This window comes from Paenirhodobacter hankyongi (genome assembly GCF_003664585.1).
GTDB lineage: Bacteria > Pseudomonadota > Alphaproteobacteria > Rhodobacterales > Rhodobacteraceae > Rhodobacter > Rhodobacter hankyongi.
In genome coordinates, this window is sequence record NZ_RCHI01000011.1 from 18,255 (window position 1) to 34,909 (window position 16,655).

16 protein-coding genes are annotated in these 16,655 nt (G+C 70.8%); 4 read left to right on the forward strand and 12 right to left on the reverse strand.

The window, feature by feature from the left end:
- Positions 1 to 29 precede the first annotated feature (29 nt).
- Positions 30 to 629 carry a thymidine kinase gene (locus tag DYS74_RS11750; RefSeq protein WP_121533889.1) on the reverse strand — a complete coding sequence of 200 codons (600 nt, stop codon included), beginning with the start codon at positions 627 to 629 and terminating at the stop codon, positions 30 to 32.
- 258 nt (positions 630 to 887) lie between these two features.
- On the opposite strand from DYS74_RS11750, the gene DYS74_RS11755 reads away from it, so the two are divergent.
- The gene (locus tag DYS74_RS11755; protein WP_121533890.1) at positions 888 to 1,349 is read left to right on the forward strand and encodes a hypothetical protein; all 462 of its coding nucleotides are present in this window, start codon (positions 888 to 890) and stop codon (positions 1,347 to 1,349) included.
- Between the two features lie 35 nt (positions 1,350 to 1,384).
- On the opposite strand, the gene DYS74_RS11760 is transcribed toward DYS74_RS11755, so the two are convergent.
- The 10 genes from DYS74_RS11760 to DYS74_RS11805 all read right to left on the reverse strand — a co-directional run bounded on the left by DYS74_RS11760 (position 1,385) and on the right by DYS74_RS11805 (position 12,602).
- Positions 1,385 to 2,707: a DEAD/DEAH box helicase gene (locus DYS74_RS11760; protein WP_121533891.1), complete on the reverse strand. Its 1,323-nt coding sequence runs from the start codon at positions 2,705 to 2,707 to the stop codon at positions 1,385 to 1,387.
- 237 nt (positions 2,708 to 2,944) lie between these two features.
- A complete protein-coding gene (gene dtd, locus DYS74_RS11765) occupies positions 2,945 to 3,394 on the reverse strand; it encodes a D-aminoacyl-tRNA deacylase (protein ID WP_121533892.1) in 450 nt (149 codons plus the stop codon).
- Positions 3,391 to 4,314 (reverse strand): carbohydrate kinase family protein, encoded by a 924-nt coding sequence (locus DYS74_RS11770; protein WP_121533893.1) that lies wholly within the window; start codon positions 4,312 to 4,314, stop codon positions 3,391 to 3,393. The genes dtd and DYS74_RS11770 overlap by 4 nt, the downstream gene beginning before the upstream one ends.
- Positions 4,315 to 4,329: 15 nt before the next feature.
- Entirely contained in the window at positions 4,330 to 5,454 is a 1,125-nt protein-coding gene (locus tag DYS74_RS11775) for a zinc ribbon domain-containing protein (RefSeq protein ID WP_121533894.1), read from the reverse strand.
- Between the two features lie 7 nt (positions 5,455 to 5,461).
- Positions 5,462 to 6,616 (reverse strand): SPFH domain-containing protein, encoded by a 1,155-nt coding sequence (locus DYS74_RS11780; RefSeq protein WP_121533895.1) that lies wholly within the window; start codon positions 6,614 to 6,616, stop codon positions 5,462 to 5,464.
- A gap of 14 nt (positions 6,617 to 6,630) precedes the next feature.
- On the reverse strand, positions 6,631 to 7,584 hold the full coding sequence (locus DYS74_RS11785; RefSeq protein WP_121534000.1) for a DUF2927 domain-containing protein: 954 nt from the start codon (positions 7,582 to 7,584) through the stop codon (positions 6,631 to 6,633).
- Positions 7,585 to 7,627: 43 nt separating this feature from the next.
- Positions 7,628 to 8,794 (reverse strand): toxic anion resistance protein, encoded by a 1,167-nt coding sequence (locus DYS74_RS11790; protein ID WP_121533896.1) that lies wholly within the window; start codon positions 8,792 to 8,794, stop codon positions 7,628 to 7,630.
- Positions 8,795 to 8,821: 27 nt separating this feature from the next.
- On the reverse strand, positions 8,822 to 9,523 hold the full coding sequence (locus tag DYS74_RS11795; RefSeq protein ID WP_147435496.1) for a hypothetical protein: 702 nt from the start codon (positions 9,521 to 9,523) through the stop codon (positions 8,822 to 8,824).
- Positions 9,524 to 9,647: 124 nt separating this feature from the next.
- A complete protein-coding gene (locus tag DYS74_RS11800; RefSeq protein ID WP_121533898.1) occupies positions 9,648 to 10,568 on the reverse strand; it encodes a 5-bromo-4-chloroindolyl phosphate hydrolysis family protein in 921 nt (306 codons plus the stop codon).
- A gap of 234 nt (positions 10,569 to 10,802) precedes the next feature.
- A complete protein-coding gene (locus DYS74_RS11805; protein ID WP_121533899.1) occupies positions 10,803 to 12,602 on the reverse strand; it encodes a pseudouridine synthase in 1,800 nt (599 codons plus the stop codon).
- Between the two features lie 120 nt (positions 12,603 to 12,722).
- Here DYS74_RS11805 and DYS74_RS11810 point away from each other — a divergent pair, with 120 nt between their 5' ends.
- Together DYS74_RS11810 and DYS74_RS11815 are read left to right on the forward strand one after the other, a co-directional pair.
- The gene (locus DYS74_RS11810; protein WP_121533900.1) at positions 12,723 to 13,172 is read left to right on the forward strand and encodes a nucleoside deaminase; all 450 of its coding nucleotides are present in this window, start codon (positions 12,723 to 12,725) and stop codon (positions 13,170 to 13,172) included.
- Between the two features lie 12 nt (positions 13,173 to 13,184).
- Complete coding sequence (locus DYS74_RS11815; RefSeq protein WP_121533901.1) at positions 13,185 to 13,553, forward strand: DsrE family protein; 369 nt, start codon at positions 13,185 to 13,187, stop codon at positions 13,551 to 13,553.
- 100 nt (positions 13,554 to 13,653) lie between these two features.
- On the opposite strand, the gene purD is transcribed toward DYS74_RS11815, so the two are convergent.
- Complete coding sequence (gene purD, locus DYS74_RS11820; protein ID WP_121533902.1) at positions 13,654 to 14,916, reverse strand: phosphoribosylamine--glycine ligase; 1,263 nt, start codon at positions 14,914 to 14,916, stop codon at positions 13,654 to 13,656.
- A gap of 67 nt (positions 14,917 to 14,983) precedes the next feature.
- Between purD and xseA the strand changes: the two genes are divergently transcribed.
- Positions 14,984 to 16,525 carry an exodeoxyribonuclease VII large subunit gene (gene xseA / locus DYS74_RS11825; protein ID WP_121533903.1) on the forward strand — a complete coding sequence of 514 codons (1,542 nt, stop codon included), beginning with the start codon at positions 14,984 to 14,986 and terminating at the stop codon, positions 16,523 to 16,525.
- Positions 16,526 to 16,655: the final 130 nt, after the last annotated feature.

The window sequence follows — 16,655 nt, forward strand, 5'->3', positions numbered from 1 at the left end:
GTCCCCTGGCTTTTCCCTGGCCTGAAGACTCACTCTTCCGTGGGGCCGGGGGCTTCTTCCATCGCCTCGCGCCAATGGCGGCGGCACAGGCTGACATAGGTCTCGTTGCCGCCGATCTGCACCTGTGCGCCCTCGCGCAGCGCGCGCCCGTCGGGGCCCATGCGCACCACCATCGTCGCCTTCTTGCCGCAATGGCAGATCGTGCGCACCTCGCGCATCTCGTCGGCCAGCGCCAGCAGCGCCGCCGACCCCGGGAACAGCACGCCGCGGAAGTCGACGCGCAGCCCGTAGCACATCACCGGCACACCGAGATCGTCGACCACGCGGGCCAGCTGCCAGACCTGGGCGGGGGTCAGGAACTGTGCCTCGTCGACGAAGATGCAGGCGCAGGGGCCCTGTGCGAGCCGCGCCGCGATCAGCGCCGCCATGTCGGTCTCGGGAGTGAAGGTCGCGGCGCCGGCGTCGATGCCGATGCGGCTGGCGATCCGGCCCGCGCCCGCGCGCGCGTCGATCTGCGCGGTGACGAGGAAGGTCTGCATGCCGCGCTCGATGTAATTGTAGGACGCCTGCAGCAGGAGCGTGCTCTTGCCAGCATTCATCGTCGAGTAGTGGAAGTAGAGCTTGGCCATGCTGCCCCTTAGCGCGCCGGGCGGTTTCGGGCAAGCGGCGGGATGACCCTCGCGCGCGGGCCGGTCCGAGGATGTCGTCCGGTCCCGGCGCGGGGGCCCCACACTGTTCGACGTCGTGACGTCGGCACTCTTACGCCCGCCGTAGCGGGTGATTTCGGTGTGACAAATTTTCAGGCGGCAGATAAGGGGGAAAAGGTGTGCGGGGGTCCCGCAGACTGTTGATGTTGAGAGGGACGGGTGGTTTCAGGCCCGATTGCGATGACCGAAAAGATTGAAAGCTATCTGAAAAAGCATACCGAGGCGCTGGTGAAGGACATCGGCATCGAGGCGGCGGCCGGGGTTGCCGGCAAGTCGAAGGCGACACTGGGCCGGTATTATTCGGCCGATCCGGACCATGCTGACCGTTTCATGCCGATCGACGTCGTGGCGCGGATCGAGGCGGTGGCGGCCTTCCCGCATGTGACGCAGGCGCTGGCCGAGCTGGGCGGTCTCGAGCTGTCCTTCGACGAGCGGCGGCGCAACCGGCCTGTGGGCGGGGTGGGGGCGGATGTCGTGGTGCTGAGCCAGCGTTTCGCGATGCTGATGGCGGAATATCACGCCTCGATTCTCGACGGGAAGATCACCACGGCCGAGGCGCGCCGGTTGCTGGCCGAGACGCAGGCGTTGCAGAAGGTGCTGATCGAGATGAAGCTGCATCTCGAGGACGAGACCGTGCGCTGACACGGTCCCGCCGAGAGGTTCGCGGGCGGTGCGGCTCAGGCCGCGGCGCCGCCCTTGCTGCCCTGGGTGCGGCGACGCGGGCGGGCGGCACCGCCGGCCGAGGCCTTCGCGGGGTTCGCGCGGGCCGGGTTCGCCTTCGGCGCACCGCCCTGTGCGGGTTTCGGGCCGCGGCCGCGATGCGGCTTCTTGTTGCCACCCGGGCGCGTGGGCGTCGGTGCCGCCACCGCGATGTGGGGCTCGCCGCCGATCACCGGGATGCGTGCGCCCATGGCCTTTTCGATCGCGCGCAGCTCGTCCATCTCCATCGGGCCGCAGAAGGCGACGGCGCGGCCGTTGCGGCCGGCGCGTGCGGTGCGGCCGATGCGGTGGACATAGTTCTCGGGCACGTTCGGCAGGTCGTAGTTGTAGACATGCGCGACCTCGGGGATGTCGAGCCCGCGGGCCGCGACATCGGTCGCGATCAGCAGCTTCACCTCGCCGGCGCGGAAGGCGCTCAGCGCCCGCTCGCGCGCGTTCTGCGACTTGTTGCCGTGGATCGCGGCGACCGAGAAGCCCCACTTGTCCATCAGCGTCGCCAGCTTGTCCGAGCCGTGCTTGGTGCGGTTGAACACCACCGCCAGCTCGCCCGGATGCTTGGCGACATATTCGGCCAGAAGCGCGGCCTTCTCGCCCTGGGTGGTGAAGTGCACGCCCTGCTCGATCTTTTCGGCGGCCTTGCCGGGGGGCGCGACCTCGACCCGCACCGGGTCCTGCAGATAGCTCTGCGCCAGCTCTTCCATCAGCTTCGGCATGGTGGCCGAGAACAGCATCGTCTGCCGGTCCTCGGGGATCAGCCGCGCGATCCGGCGCAGCGCGTGGATGAAGCCGATGTCGAGCATCTGGTCGGCCTCGTCGAGGACGAGATATTTCGTCTCGGACAGCACCAGCGCGCGGCGCTCGAGCAGGTCGAGAAGGCGGCCGGGGGTAGCGATCAGCACGTCGGTGCCCTTCGCGAGCTTTTCCGACTGCACGTTGATCGAGGCGCCGCCGACGACGCGCTGGATGCGCACCGGCGCACCCGCGGCGAAGGCCGAGAGGTTGTCATGGATCTGCGTCGCCAGTTCGCGCGTCGGCGCCAGAACGAGGGCGCGCACGGTCTTCGGCGCCGGGCGCTTGCCGTAGGCGATGATGCGGGTCAGCATCGGCAGGCCGAAGGCCGCGGTCTTGCCGGTGCCGGTCTGGGCGATACCCAGCAGGTCACGGCCGCGCACGATGTGCGGAATGCCCTGTTCCTGGATCGGCGTCGGCTTCACCAGGCCGAGGCCGGCGAGGTTCTGCAGCAGGATCGGCGCGAGGCCGAGGTTTTCGAAGGTTTCCAAAAGTCTGTCTTTCCTGGCACCAATGGGTGCGAAAAATCGGTCTGGCCGGACACGAGGTCCGGCAGGCGGGCGGGCGCGGACAGATCTGTCCGCTGGCCCCCCGCGTGATTGTGAGGCCGGGTGTCCGCCCTTGCGCCGGTCGGGCACAAGGCCCGGGGATGCGCGGCTGCTCACGCGGCAGCGGTTGCGGATAGAGCGCAGATGGGCGCTGCGGCGCGGAAAGTCAAGGAAAACCGCTCAGGCGCGGTCGGCGGTGTCCATCCAGATCGTCACCGGCCCGTCGTTGAGCAGGCTCACCGCCATGTCGGCGCCGAACTCGCCATTCCCGACCGGCAGGCCAAGACCGCGCAGCGCGGCGCTGAAATGCTCGTAAAGCCGGTTGCCGATCTCGGGCGGGGCGGCGGTGGAAAAGCCCGGGCGGTTGCCGCGCGAGGTGTCGGCGGCCAGCGTGAACTGGCTGACCACCAGACAGGCGCCGCCGATATCGGTGACCGAGCGGTTCATCTTGTCGGCCTCGTCGCGGAAGATCCGCAGCTTGGCGATGCGCGCGGCCAGTTTCTCGGCCTCGGCCTCGCCATCGCCCTGCATCGCGCAGACGAGGATCAGAAGCCCCGGTCCGATCTCGCCGGTGATCCGGCCCTCGACCTCGACCTTGGCGTGGCGCACACGCTGGATCAGTGCTCTCATTCCAGGTCCTCCTTCCACGGCGGGTTCGCCCCCGCGCGGGAGACGGTGATGGCGGCGGCGGCGCTGCCAAGGCGCAGACAGGCCTCGAGCACGGCGCCATCGGCCGCGGCGACCGCCTGTTTCGACACCAGCCCGGCGCGGTCAAGCGCGGCCAGGACACCGGCGTTGAAGGTGTCGCCGGCGCCGACCGTGTCGACGACCGCAACCTGTTGCGCCGGCACGAAGATCGTCTGGGTCGCGCTGAAGCCATGGGCGCCGCGCGCGCCCTCGGTGATGAAGACAAGCTTCGGCCCGCGGGCGAGGAGCGCGCGGGCGCGCGGCTCGATCGCGCCGGGGCCGGTGAGCCAGTCCAGATCCTCGTCCGAGAGCTTGACGATGTCTGCCGCGGCGATCATCCGGCCGATGCGGGCGCGATAGGCCTCCTCGTCGCGGATGAAGCCCGGGCGGATGTTCGGGTCGAGCATGGTCAGATGGCCGGGCGCCGCGCGGAGCATCAGCGCCTCATAGGCCGCGGCGCAGGGCTCGACGGCAAGCGAGATGCCGCCGAAGAAGAGCGCGCGCAGGTCGCAGGGCAGGGCGGGCAGGTCGGCGGGCGACAGCATCCGCCCCGCCGTGCCCTCGTCATAGAAGGCATAGCGCGCCTGACCGTCCACCAGCGTCACGAACGCGAGTGTCGTGGGGCGATCCGAGCGCGCCGCAAGCGCCGCGTCGACGCCCGAGGCGGTCAGCGCGTCGCGCAGCATCTGCCCGAAGAGATCGGTCGAGAGCCCCGAGAAGAAGCCGGTCTTCACGCCCAGCCGGCCAAGCGCCAGCGCGGTGTTGAAGACCGCGCCGCCCGGATAGGGCGCAAAGGCCGGCTCGCCGCGCGTGCTTTCACGCGGCAACATGTCGATCAGCGCCTCGCCGCAACACAGGATCATCTTGCGCCTTCCCCGTCAGCCATTCTGCTTCTGATAGAGATAGGCCAGCCCCGCCGCGACGATCAGCCCGAAAACGACCGCAATCGCGATCTTCCACGGCGACCATGGCCGGTCGCCGCGCACCGCGCCGGTCTGGGCGTTGACGACGAAGCGGAACGACCGGCCTTGGAACTTGTAGGCCGCGGTCCAGACCGGCAGCAGGATGTGCTTGAAGGTCTCGGCCGAGAAGCTCGGGTCGAGGCTGGCGATGCGCTGTTCGTCGCCGCCGATGTCGCGGCGCACGTCGGACTGGATCACCCGCAGCATCTCGGCCTGGGCGAGGTGGTGGCCCTCGATCAGCTCGACGGTATAGCCCTCGGCCGACAGCCCGGCGAGGTAATCGGCGCTGTAGGGCACGAGGCCGGTCAGATCCCAGGGGCTGAGCCCGTCGACATGGCCCGCGGGCAGCGAGCGGGCGGCATAGATCAGCACATCGTCGAAATCGCGCGCGACCTGGCCCGCGACCGGGGTCCAGCGGATGTGGCGGATCTGCTCGGTCCGGGTCTCGGGGCGGCCGTCGACCATCACCGTGACCTGCCGCGTCTCGTACCAGGCATCGCCGCGCGCGCCGGTGTAGCGGGTGCGGGTGGCGGCGTCGAAGGTCCAGAACGGGGCATAGACGCCGGTCATCTTGCGTCCGCGCCGGGCGTATTGCGCCAGGCCCGAGGGCGCGAACCACAGGCTGCCCAGCCAGCGGCCAAGGGCGGCGCGCGCCTCTGCCTCGGTCAGCCGGAACGGGATCAGGCCTTGCGGCCGGATCAGCCGCTTGCTGCCGCTGTCGGTGACGACCGGGGTTGCGCAGAACGGGCATTGCGTGGCGTGTTCGGGCCCCGTCAGCTCGATCGAGGCGCCGCAGTTCGGGCAGGAAAGGGTGCGGTGCTCCTCGAGCTCCTCGACCGGCAGATCGGCGCGCAACCCGGCCTCGAGCGGCAGCTCGTGCAGCACCGAGGCACCGCGGCCGGTGGCGCGGGGGATGTCCTGGACATGGCCGCAATGGTCGCACACCAGCCGCTCCTGCCCGGGGGCGAAGCGCAGGTCCGCGCCGCAGGCCTCGCAGGGGAAGTGCTGCTCGGCCTGCGCCTGCCGCAAGGGGGCGGTCATGCGCGCCTCACTGTGCCGGCGGCGGGGGCGGCGGCGGCGCGATGGTGAAGAGCTGGGCAAGCTCGGTGATCTCGCCCGCGGGCTTCCAGCCGTCCTGCCCCGGGGTCCAGACCAGCGTGTCACGGCTGAAGCTGCCCTCGCTCACCATCCGGCCCAGATGGCCGCGGCCGTAGGGGCCCTGGGTCTCGCCGTTCACCGCGAGGTGCCAGACCTTCTCGACCGGCGGCGGGGGCGGCGGCGCCATCGCGGCGGGCTGGGCCATCGGCTGCGCCGCGGGCGCCATGCCCCAGGGGCCCGCCATGGCCTGCCCGGCCATCGTCTGCCCCATCGCCATGCCCATGCCGGCGCCGAGACCCGCACCCATGGCAGCCCCCATGCCGGCCGCCGCACCCGAGCCCGGCTGTGCCATCGCCTCGGCCGCGTTGAACTGCATGTATTTGTTCAGATCGCCGACGATCCCCATCGAGGTGCGCTTGTCGAGCGCCGCCTCGACCGCTTCGGGCAGCGAGATGTTCTCGATGTAGAATTCGGGCGTCGAGAGGCCGTAATTCGCCACCACCGGCTCGATCGCCTTCACCACCAGCTTGCCCAGATCGGCGGTGTTCGCCGCCATGTCGAGCACCGGGATCGACGAGGCCGCCACCGCGCGCGAGAATTCCTGCACGATGACGTTGCGGATCTGGAACGAGATCTCGTCCGAGGTGAACTCGCCGTCCGTGCCGACGATCTCGGCCATGAATTTCGCCGGGTCGGTGACGCGCATCGAATAGGTGCCGAAGGCGCGCAGCCGCACCGGGCCGAATTCCGGATCGCGGCAGATCACCGGGTTCTTCGTGCCCCATTTCAGGTCGTTGAACCGGGTGGTGTTGACGAAATAGATCTCGGACTTGAACGGCGAGCTGAAGCCGTGGTCCCAGTGCTGCAGCGTGGTCAGCACCGGCATGTTGTTGGTCTCGAGCTGATAGAGCCCGGGGCCGAAGACATCGGCGATCTGGCCCTCGTGCACGAAAACCGCGGCCTGGCCCTCGCGCACGGTCAGCTTGGCGCCATACTTGATCGCGTGGTCATAGCGCTCGAACCGCCACACCATGGTGTCGCGGGTGTCGTCGGTCCAGGCGATGACGTCGATGAATTCGCCGGTGAGAAAGTCGAGAATGCCCATCTGGCCCTCCTTGGTCAGGCGTCCGGTCCCATCAGCTCGGATGCGATGATTTCGACGATCGGCCGCGCCTCGGCCTCGGTCATGCCGGGGCGCAGGCGCGGGTCATAGAGGATCTGCAACAGCAGCTCGTCATGGCGGGTGAGCAGCGCGAATTCCTCGTCGTCGTTGAAGATCGAGGGGCGCGCGCGCGGATAGTCGTTGGCAAGGCCGAGGCCCTGCGACAGTTCCTCGTGGATGCACGAGAGCCGCAGGTCGCGCGGATGCTCGGCGCGGATCACCGCCACGGCGCGCGAATAGTTCGGCGCCGCCCCTTCCGAGAAGGCGAAGACCACGCAGAAGGTCGAGGGCGAAAGGTCGGTGATCGCCGAGACCGAGGCCGCGTCGATGCCGGGCACCAGCTCGCGCAGCCGCGGCGCCAGGGCGCGGCGCTCGTCCTCGTTCACCACCAGCACCGAGAAGTTGCCGCCCGCGGGGACCATGCCGATCGGATGACGGCTCGCCCGCGCGAGCTGCCCGGCATAGGCCGAGATCGAGGCGTCGTCGGTGGCGCGCTGCGCCAGCGGCACCGAGGCGCCGAATTCGACCGAGATCCGCACCGGCTCTTCCCAGCGGCGCAGGCGGCTGGCCGTCTGGCTGGCGATGAAGGCGCCGCCGCGCCGCGAGTATTCGTCGTAAAGCGCGATGTGGATGAAGTCGTCGACCAGCCGGCGCGTGCCGAAGGGGGCGTCGCGCGGCGCCACGTCCTGGCGCATCAGACCGCGGCCCTTCAGCGTCTTTTCGACCTGCCGGTAATAGGCCTGCATCGCCCGGCTTTCCTCCGAGCGCGGCGCGACCACCGTGCCCTCGCCCCAGCGGCCGGGGGCGGGCAGGGGCGCAGGGGTGACGTCGGGGGCAAGCACCGGCGGCAAGTCCGGCGGTGGCCGCACCGGGGCCTCGAAACAGCCCGCGAGCGCCGCACACAATGCCATCGCGCTGCCCGCGCGCAGAGTCCTCGCCTCCCGGTGCCGCATCTCAGCCCTTGTCCGTCGCCTGCGTCGCTCGCGCCGAGGACAGCGTCTCGCGCAGCTGGGTTTCCATTTCCGCGAGATCCTTCTCCGCCGCGGCGCGCTTGCGCTTGCCCTCGTCGGCGATGCGCAGGCTGTCCTCGATGGTGGCGATCAGCTCGCCATTCGCGGCCTTCACCGCCTCGATGTCGAAGATGCCGCGCTCCATCTCGGTGCGCACCGCGGCATTCGCCTCGCGCAGGTTCTTCGCATTCGCGGTGAGCAGCTCGTTGGTCAGGTCGGAGGCCTGTCTGACCGCCCGTGCCGCCTCGGCCGAGCGCTGGATCGTCACCGCCTGCGCAAGCTGCGTCTCCCACAGCGGCACGGTGTTGACGAGGGTCGAGTTGATCTTCGTCACCAGGGACTTGTCGTTTTCCTGCACAAGCCGGATCGAGGGCAGGGACTGCATCGTCACCTGCCGCGTCAGCTTCAGGTCATGCACGCGCCGTTCCAGATCGTCGCGCGCGGCGCGCAGGTCGCGCAGCTCCTGCGCGCGCAGCACCTTCTGTTCCTCGGGCGCGGCCTCGACCTCGGCCGCCTTCGCCGGGATCACCGTCGCATCGACCTCGCGCAGCTTCTCCTCGCCCGCGGCGATGAAGAGCGCGAGCTCGTCATAGAAGCCGAGCGTCTTCGCATAGAGAAGGTCGAGCGCCTTCACGTCCTTGAGCAGCTTCGTCTCGTGGCCGAGCAGCTCGTCGGTGATCCGGTCGATCTGGGTCTGCACCGCCTCGTAGCGCGCCAGGAACTGCGCGAAGGGCGCGGCGCGGCCGGTCAGTCGTTCCCACCAGCTCTGCTTGCGCCGCACGTCGAGCTCGGAGACGGAAAAGCCGCGAAGGGTGGTGACGATCGCGCTCAGGCTGTCGCCCGCGGGGCCGACGTCCTTGTTCTTCACGTCGGCCAGCATCTCCTGGCTGACCGCCTGCAGGTCGTTTTGCGCACGGGCGCCGAAATACATGATCGAGCTGCTGTCGCCGAGATCGATCTCGGCCATGCGCGCGCGGATCTCCTCGGCCACCGGGGCCGGGGCCGCGCCGAGGGCCACCATCTCCTTGCCGGGGTCGGCAAGCACGGTCTGCGCCACGGTCTCGATCTCGGCCACGGCCTGGGCGGCCTTTTCACGCACGGTCTCGGTCATACACACCCCCGGTTTGCGGGGGCGGGGTCAGCTGTGCCCCAACTCGCCCGCCAGTGACACCCCGGATTCGCCCGAACGCCAGGCCGTGCGAATCCCGTACACGCAAGCCAGCGCCTCGCCCGTCAGTCGTTCGAGCGTGTCGCAATAGCTGCCGAGCGCATATTCGTCCGGCGCGTCGGCAAGGACAACCGAAAGTTTCCCGGTGGCGGCTTCCAGCGTATCGAGACCGCGCGTCAGGTGCGGGCGGACCAGCGCATGGGCTTCGGGGCGCAGGGCGAGCTCACTTTGCAGCCGGTTCATTGCCGCCCCATATTCGGCGAAGGCCGGCAGCAGCTCGGGCGCGCGGTCACGCAGGAAGCGATGCAGCAGGTCGAGGCGATGTTTCGTCGCGCCAAGCAGCGCTGGCACGGGGTCGGTGGTTTCCTGCGGCATGGGGGGCTGCGGTGCGCGGCGGCGCGGCAGGCGCGCGCGCAGATAGCGCGCGAGGCGGTCGAATTCCTCGCCGGCGAGGGGGGCCAGGCGCACGATCGCGCGGCGGGTGGGCTGGTGCAGGGCGATGGCGATCAGCGCGGCGGGCAGGGCAACGAAGATCAGCCCGGTCTTCACGAAGGAACGCAGGGCCTCGAGAAAGGAGCCCTGCTTCTCGGCGGTGATCACATGGGCCGACAGGAAGACGGCGCTCAGAAGCGCGGCTGTACGCAAGAGCATGAGGGGGCGGGAACTGCGCATCGGGGGCCTCGGTCTTCGGGGTGGACCCAAAGTCGTGCCGAAGCGGGGCAGATTTGTGGCCCGCACGTGGCCCGGGGGCGAAATTCACCCCAGGGTTGCGAAACGCAGCGTTTCCGATTCCAGGTCAATCTCCGGTCGGGCCAGCCTCGCCGGCTGGTCGGGTCACGCCCTCGCGTGCAAGACGTTCACGCAGCACCTCGATCTCGATGTCGAGCCCCTCGCGCCCGCCGGCGATCAGGCTGCGGGTGCGGGCGGTGAAATTCGCCTCGAGATCGTCGAGCAGGGCCTCGTAATCGCGGCGTGCCTGCGCGTCGCGGGTGGCGGCCCAGAGATCGGCGAACTTGACCGTCGCGTCGCGCGCGCCCTCGAGGTAGACGCCCATGTAGCGGCGCGCGGCGCTCAGGTCGCCCGGGTCCTCCTCGACGGCGCGGAAGAGTTCGCGCGCGGTGGCGGCGAAGCGCTCGACGCGGGCGCTCAGCAGTGCGTCCTGTGCCCGCACGATCGCCGCGCGCATCGCGGCAAGGTGCTTTTCGCCCTCGGCGACGACGCGGGCGACACGGTCCTGCTGGAACGGGTCGATGCCCTCCATGCCCTTGTCGCGCATCGGGTCGGGGCCGAAGGCCAGAAGCGCCAGCCCGGCGCCGATCACGCCGATCACCGCGGCGCCCGCGATCCCGGCAGCCGGGGCCGCGAGCGCGAGACCGATGCCGCCGACGACGGCGCCAAGCGCTTTGCGCGGCAGGGCCGGGCGGCGGGCGACGCGGCGCGCCTCCCAGGCGGCCTCGGCGCGCAGCCCCTCGCGGATCAGCCAGGCACCGCCCGCGATCAGTGCGAAGGCGCCAAGATTGCGGGCCAGCCCCTCGGGCCCGTCGCCGAAGGCGCGCGGCAGCAGCGGCGCCGCGGCCGCGATCAGCCAGGTCGGGCGGCGCAAGAGCGGATGGCGGGGTTCGGAGGGCGCCTGCGGCACGCGGTCGGGCGCGACGCCCGGATAGCCCTCGTCGGTCTTTGGCTGCGGGCTGTACTTGCCGCCGAAACGCTGGGCCATCTCAGACCGTCCCTTTCAGCGCGACCGAGAGGGTCAGCGCGAAGAACAGCCAGAAGGCGATGGTTTGCACGGTCTTGCGCGACATGGAACCCCCGGGGTCTTGCCGGCGGGAACGGTCCCGCCCGGCCAGAGAGTAGGCATTCGCGCGCCTCGCTTCCAGTGCCAAGCGGCAGGGCGGGGGTGGGGAAAAGCCGGGCGGGCTTTCCCCCTTTCGGTTTGCGGGGACGGCTGGGCTCAGCCGCGCTTCGGGCCGGGGCGGCCGAAGGGCTTGCCGCCGGGCTTGCCGGCACCGCCGTCGCGGTGGCTCTTGAAGCCCTCGGCGCGCGGCTTGCCCTTGCCGCCCTGGCTCTTGAAGCCATGCGACTTGAAGCCCGAGGATTTGCCCTCGCCGCCCTCCGGGCGCTTGCCGTAGCCGGGCTTGTCGCCATAGGACCGCGGCTTGTCACCATAGGACGGCCGGTCGCCCGAGCGCGGCTTGTCGCCGAAGGACCGCGGCTTGTCGCCATAGGACGGACGATCGCCCGAGCGCGGCTTGTCGCCGTAGGACCGCGGCTTGTCACCGTAGGACGGACGGTCGTCCGAGCGGGGCTTGTCGCCGAAGGACCGCGGCTTGTCGCCATAGGACGGCCGGTCGCCCGAGCGGGGCTTGTCGCCGAAGGAGCGCGGCTTGTCGCCATAGGACGGCCGGTCATCCGAACGGGGCTTGTCGCCATAGGACCGCGGCTTGTCGCCATAGGACGGCCGGTCGCCCGAGCGGGACTTGTCGCCGAAGGACCGCGGCTTGTCGCCATAGGACGGACGGTCGCCCGAGCGGGCGGCATAGGGGCGCTTCTCGCCCTCGTCACGGGCCGGGCGCGGGCCGCGGCCGAATTTGCTCTCCTCGTCACGGTGCGAGCGGAAGCCCTCGCCGCGCGGCTTGAAGCCACGGCCTTCCTCGCCCGAACGCGGGCCGTAGGGGCGCTTGCCGCCCTCGGGGCGCGGGCCACGGTCGTCGCCGTCGCGGCGCGGACGGAAGCCTTCGCTGCGGTCCCCGTCGCGGGGACGGAACGGCTTGTCGCCCTCGGGGCGCGGGCCGCGCGGGGCACCGCCCTGGGCGAAGTCCCTCTGCTTGCCGAAGCCCTTCTTCTCGGCCCCGTCCTCGCGGCGCGCAGCGAACGGGCGGCGCTCGCCGCCTTCCCCCTCTTCACGGGCGCGGCGGGTGGCGCGGTGCTGGGCGCGCTCGATCAGCTCGGCGCGCGGCGGGCGGCCATCCTCGGCGCCCGAGAACAACCGGTCGCCAAGCTGGTCGCGCAGGGTCTTGCGCTTCACTTCGATCACCTCGCCGGGCTGCATCTCGTTCAGCCGGAACGGGCCATAGCTGACCCGGATCAGCCGGTTCACCGTCAGCCCGATCTCGGTCATGGCGCGGCGGATCTCGCGGTTGCGGCCCTCGCGGATGCCCACGGTCAGCCAGGCGTTTGCCCCCTGCTGGCGATCGAGCGTGACCTCCATCGGCAGGAATTCCTCGCCCTCGATGGTGATGCCGCGGCGCAGCGGGTCGAAGGTGTCGTTCATCGGCCGGCCGTTGACGCGGACGCGATATTTGCGCAGCCAGGCGGTCTCGGGCAGCTCGAGGCGGCGCTTCAGCCCGCCGTCATTGGTCAGCAGCAACAGCCCTTCCGAGTTGAGGTCGAGCCGGCCGATGTTGAGCACCCGCGGCATGCCCTCGGGCAGCTCGTCGAAGATCGTGCGCCGGCCCTGTTCGTCCTTCTCGGTGGTGACGAGGCCGAGCGGCTTGTAATAGAGCCACAGCCGGGTTTCCTGCGGCGCGTCGATCGGCTTGCCGTCGATCACCACCTTGTCGGTGGGGGCAACATCGAGCGCGGGCGAGGTGACGGGCTTGCCGTTCACCGTGACGCGGCCGGCGAGGATCATCTTCTCGGCATCACGGCGCGAGGCGACGCCGGAGCGGGCGATCACCTTGGCGATGCGTTCCGAGGGGGCGCGTTCGGCTTCGCCGCCGGGCGCGGCGGAATTTTCGGGGGTATCGGTCATCGGAGCAGTCCTTCAACGGGAAACGGGGCGCGGAAGCCGCGGCCAAGGCGGCGCTCTACACCTTTCCGCGGCCCTTGCAAAGCATCTTGCGCGGGCCCGGTTTCACGGCGATGAAGGGGCATGAGCTTCACCTCCTACATGGACCTCGCGCTCGAGGAGGCGCGCGCCGCCGCCGCCCGCGGCGAGGTGCCGGTGGGCGCGGTGATCGTCGCCCCGGGCGGGCGCGTCGTCGCCCGCGCCGGCAACCGCACCCGCGAACTCAGCGACCCGACCGCGCATGCCGAGATCCTCGCGTTGCGCATGGCCTGCGCCGCGGCGGGGTCCGAGCGGCTGCCGGGCCACGACCTCTATGTCACGCTCGAACCTTGCCCGATGTGCGCCTCGGCGCTCGGCCAGGCGCGGATCGCGCGGATCTACTATGGCGCGGCCGACCCGAAATCGGGGGGCGTGGCGCAGGGGCCGCGGATCTTCGCGCATCCGCAAAGCCACCATGTCCCCGAGGTCTATGACGGCATCGGGGCGCGTGCGGCCGAGGCGCTGCTCAAGGCCTTCTTCGCCGAAAGGCGCTGACCGGAGGACGGAATGAACGAAACTGTGCAGGTGGCGGTCCACCTCGACGAGGCCGACCCCGCGCGGATGCGGATGGCGCTGAACAACATCGCCAATCTGCGCGCCCACTACACGCAGGCGGGGCAGGCGGTCGCGGTCGAGCTGGTGGCGAACGGTCCGGGGCTTGCGCTGCTGCGCGCCGACCTCTCGCCGCTGGCCGACCGGGTGGCCGAGCTTGCCGCCGGGGGCGTGCGCTTCTCGGCCTGCGCAAACACCCTGCGCGGGATCACCCGTGACGAGGGAGCCGCCCCCACGCTTCTGCCCGCGGCACAGGTCGTGCCCTCGGGCGTGGTGCGTCTCATCGAGCTGCAACGCGCCGGCTGGGCCTATCTGCGGCCCTGAGCGCGCCCCCGCCGTCGCGGCAGCACGGCGCCCCTGATCTTCCAATTGCTTCAAATATCCCGGGGGGGCAGGGGGGCGGCGCCCCCCTTCCGTCCTCTGCTCAGAGCGCCCGCCAGCCGATGTCGCGCCGACAGAAGCCCTCGGGCCAGTCGATCCGGTCGACCATCGCATAGGCGCGCTCCTGCGCCTCCTTCAGCGTCGCGCCGCGGGCGGTGACGTTCAGCACCCGCCCGCCGGTGGCCAGCACCTTGCCGTCCTTGAGCGCGGTGCCGGCATGGAAGACCATCCGCGCGCTGTCCTCGGGCAGATCGGCAAGGCCGCGGATCTCGCTGCCCTTCACATAAGGGCCCGGATAGCCCTTCGCCGCCATCACCACGGTCAGCGCGTGGTCGTCGGCCCATTGCGCCTTGACCTCGGCCAGCCGCCCCTCGGCGCAGGCAAGCAGCAGATCGAGCGCCTGCGCGCCAAGCCGCAGCATCAGCACCTGGCATTCCGGATCGCCGAAGCGGACGTTGTATTCCACAAGCCGCGCCCGGCCGTTCTCGATCATCAGCCCGGCGTAAAGCACGCCCTGGAACGGCGTGCCGCGCGCCGCCATCTCGGCGATCGTCGGGCGCACGATCTCGGACAGCACCTGCTCCTGGATCGCCGCGGTCAGCACCGGGGCCGGGGAATAGGCGCCCATGCCGCCGGTGTTCGGCCCGGTGTCGCCATCGCCCACGCGCTTGTGATCCTGCGCGGTGCCCACGGGCAGCACATCGGTGCCGTCCGACAGGATGAAGAAGCTTGCCTCTTCGCCCGCCATGAATTCCTCGATCACCACCTCGGCGCCGGCCGCACCGAAGGCGCCGCCGAAGATCTCGTCGATGCCGTCGAGCGCCTCATCGAGCGTCATCGCCACGATCACGCCCTTGCCCGCGGCCAGACCGTCGGCCTTGACCACGATCGGCGCGCCCTGGGCGCGGACATAGTCCTTCGCCGCCGCCGCGTCCGAGAACCGCGCCCAGGCGGCGGTCGGCGCGCCGCAGGCGTCGCAGACTTCCTTGGTGAAGGCCTTCGAGGCCTCGAGCTTCGCCGCCTCGGCCGAGGGGCCGAAGGTCAGGATGCCCGCCGCGCGCAGCGCATCCGCCACACCGGCGGCCAGCGGCGCCTCGGGGCCGACGATGACGAAATCGATGGCGTTTTCCTCGACGCAGGCCAGCACCGCCGCCGCATCGGTCGGCTCGATCGCGGCCAGTTCGGCGATTGCACCGATGCCCGCATTGCCCGGAGCGACGATCAGCCGGTCGCATTTCGGGTTCTGCTTCACCGCCCAGGCAAGGGCATGTTCGCGGCCGCCGCCGCCCAGGATCAGAATGTTCATCGGCGCACCCCCTTGGCCTTCGCTTTCCGGCCTTCTAAGGTCAGACCCGACATCAGGCAAGGCGCAGATGGACCTTCTCGACGACAGCCCGGGCAGCGGCAATGCCCATGAATACACGGTTTCCGAGATCTCGGGCGCGGTGAAGCGCGTGATCGAGGGCGAGTTCGGCCGCGTGCGCGTGCGCGGCGAGGTCGGCCGCGTCAGCCGCCCGTCCTCGGGCCACATGTATTTCGACCTCAAGGACGCCAGCGCGGTGATCGCCGCGGTCAGCTGGAAAGGGCAGGTCGCGCGGATGCAGATCCGCCCCGAAGAGGGGATGGAGGTCATCGCCACCGGCCGCATGACCACCTTCCCGGGCCAGTCGAAATATCAGCTCATCGTCGATGACGTCGAACCCGCCGGGGCGGGGGCGCTGATGGCGATGCTCGAGGCGCGGCGGCGCGCGCTTGCCGCCGAGGGCCTGTTTGATGAGCACCGCAAGAAGCCGCTCCCCTGGTTGCCGGGCGTGATCGGCGTCGTCACCTCGCCCTCGGGCGCGGTCATTCGCGACATCCTGCATCGGCTGCGCGACCGCTTTCCGCGCCGTGTGCTGATCTGGCCGGTGGCGGTGCAGGGCCAGGCCTGCGCGCCCGAGGTGGCAGCGGCGATCCGCGGCTTCAACGCCCTGCCCGAGGGCGGCGCGATCCCGCGCCCTGATCTCATCATCGTCGCCCGTGGCGGCGGCTCGCTCGAGGATCTGTGGGGCTTCAACGAAGAGGCGGTGGTGCGCGCCGCGGCAGCAAGCCGGATTCCGCTGATCTCGGCGGTGGGGCACGAGACCGACACCACGCTGATCGATTTTGCCGCCGACCGCCGCGCGCCGACGCCGACCGCGGCGGCCGAGATCGCGGTGCCGGTGCGCGCCGATCTTGCCACCTGGCTCGCCGAGACCGAGGCGCGGATGGCGCGCGCGGCGCGCTCCCGCGTCGAGGGCCAGGGCCAGCGGCTGCGCGACCTGTCGCGCGCCTTGGGCCGGCCAGAGACGCTGATCGCCCCGGCGCGGCAGCGCTTCGACCTGATGTCCGACCGGCTCGCCCCGGCGCTGCGGATGGTGACGGTGCGCAAGCGCGCAGGCTTTGCGCCGCTCGAGGCGCGGATCGCGCCGGCGATCCTGCGCCGCTACCTCGCGCAGGAGGGGCGCCGGCTTGAAACCCTGGCGGCGCGTCTGGCCCCGGCGCTCGCCCGCACCCGGCTCGAGGCGGAGCGGGCGAACACCCGCAACCGCGCGACGCTCGAAGGGCTGACGGACCGGCTCGCGCGCGCCCCGCAGGCCCGGCTTGCGGCGCTCGCCGAGAGGCTCGACCGGCTCGACCGGATGCGCCAGACGCTCGGCTATCGCGAGACGCTGAAGCGCGGCTATGCGGTGGTGCGGGCGGGCGAGACGCTCGTCACCCGCGCGGCCGAGGCCGCGGCGGCCGCCACGCTGGAGATCGAGTTCCACGACGGCCGCGTGCCGGCCCATCCGGGCGAGGGGCACGCCCCCGCGCCAGGCCCCGCCGCGCCCGCAGCCCCCACGCCCCGCCGCCGGTCGCGCAAGGACGAGCCGCCGGAGCAGGGGAGCCTGTTCTGACCCCGCCGCGCCGGTGACGGCGGTCGGAGGAGTCTTCGGGCCAAGATGAAGCGCAACGGGCTGGTCTGAGGGCCGGGGGGATCGAGAGTGAACGCCCCTGGCTTTTTCCTGGCAAAAAACCTCACGCCGC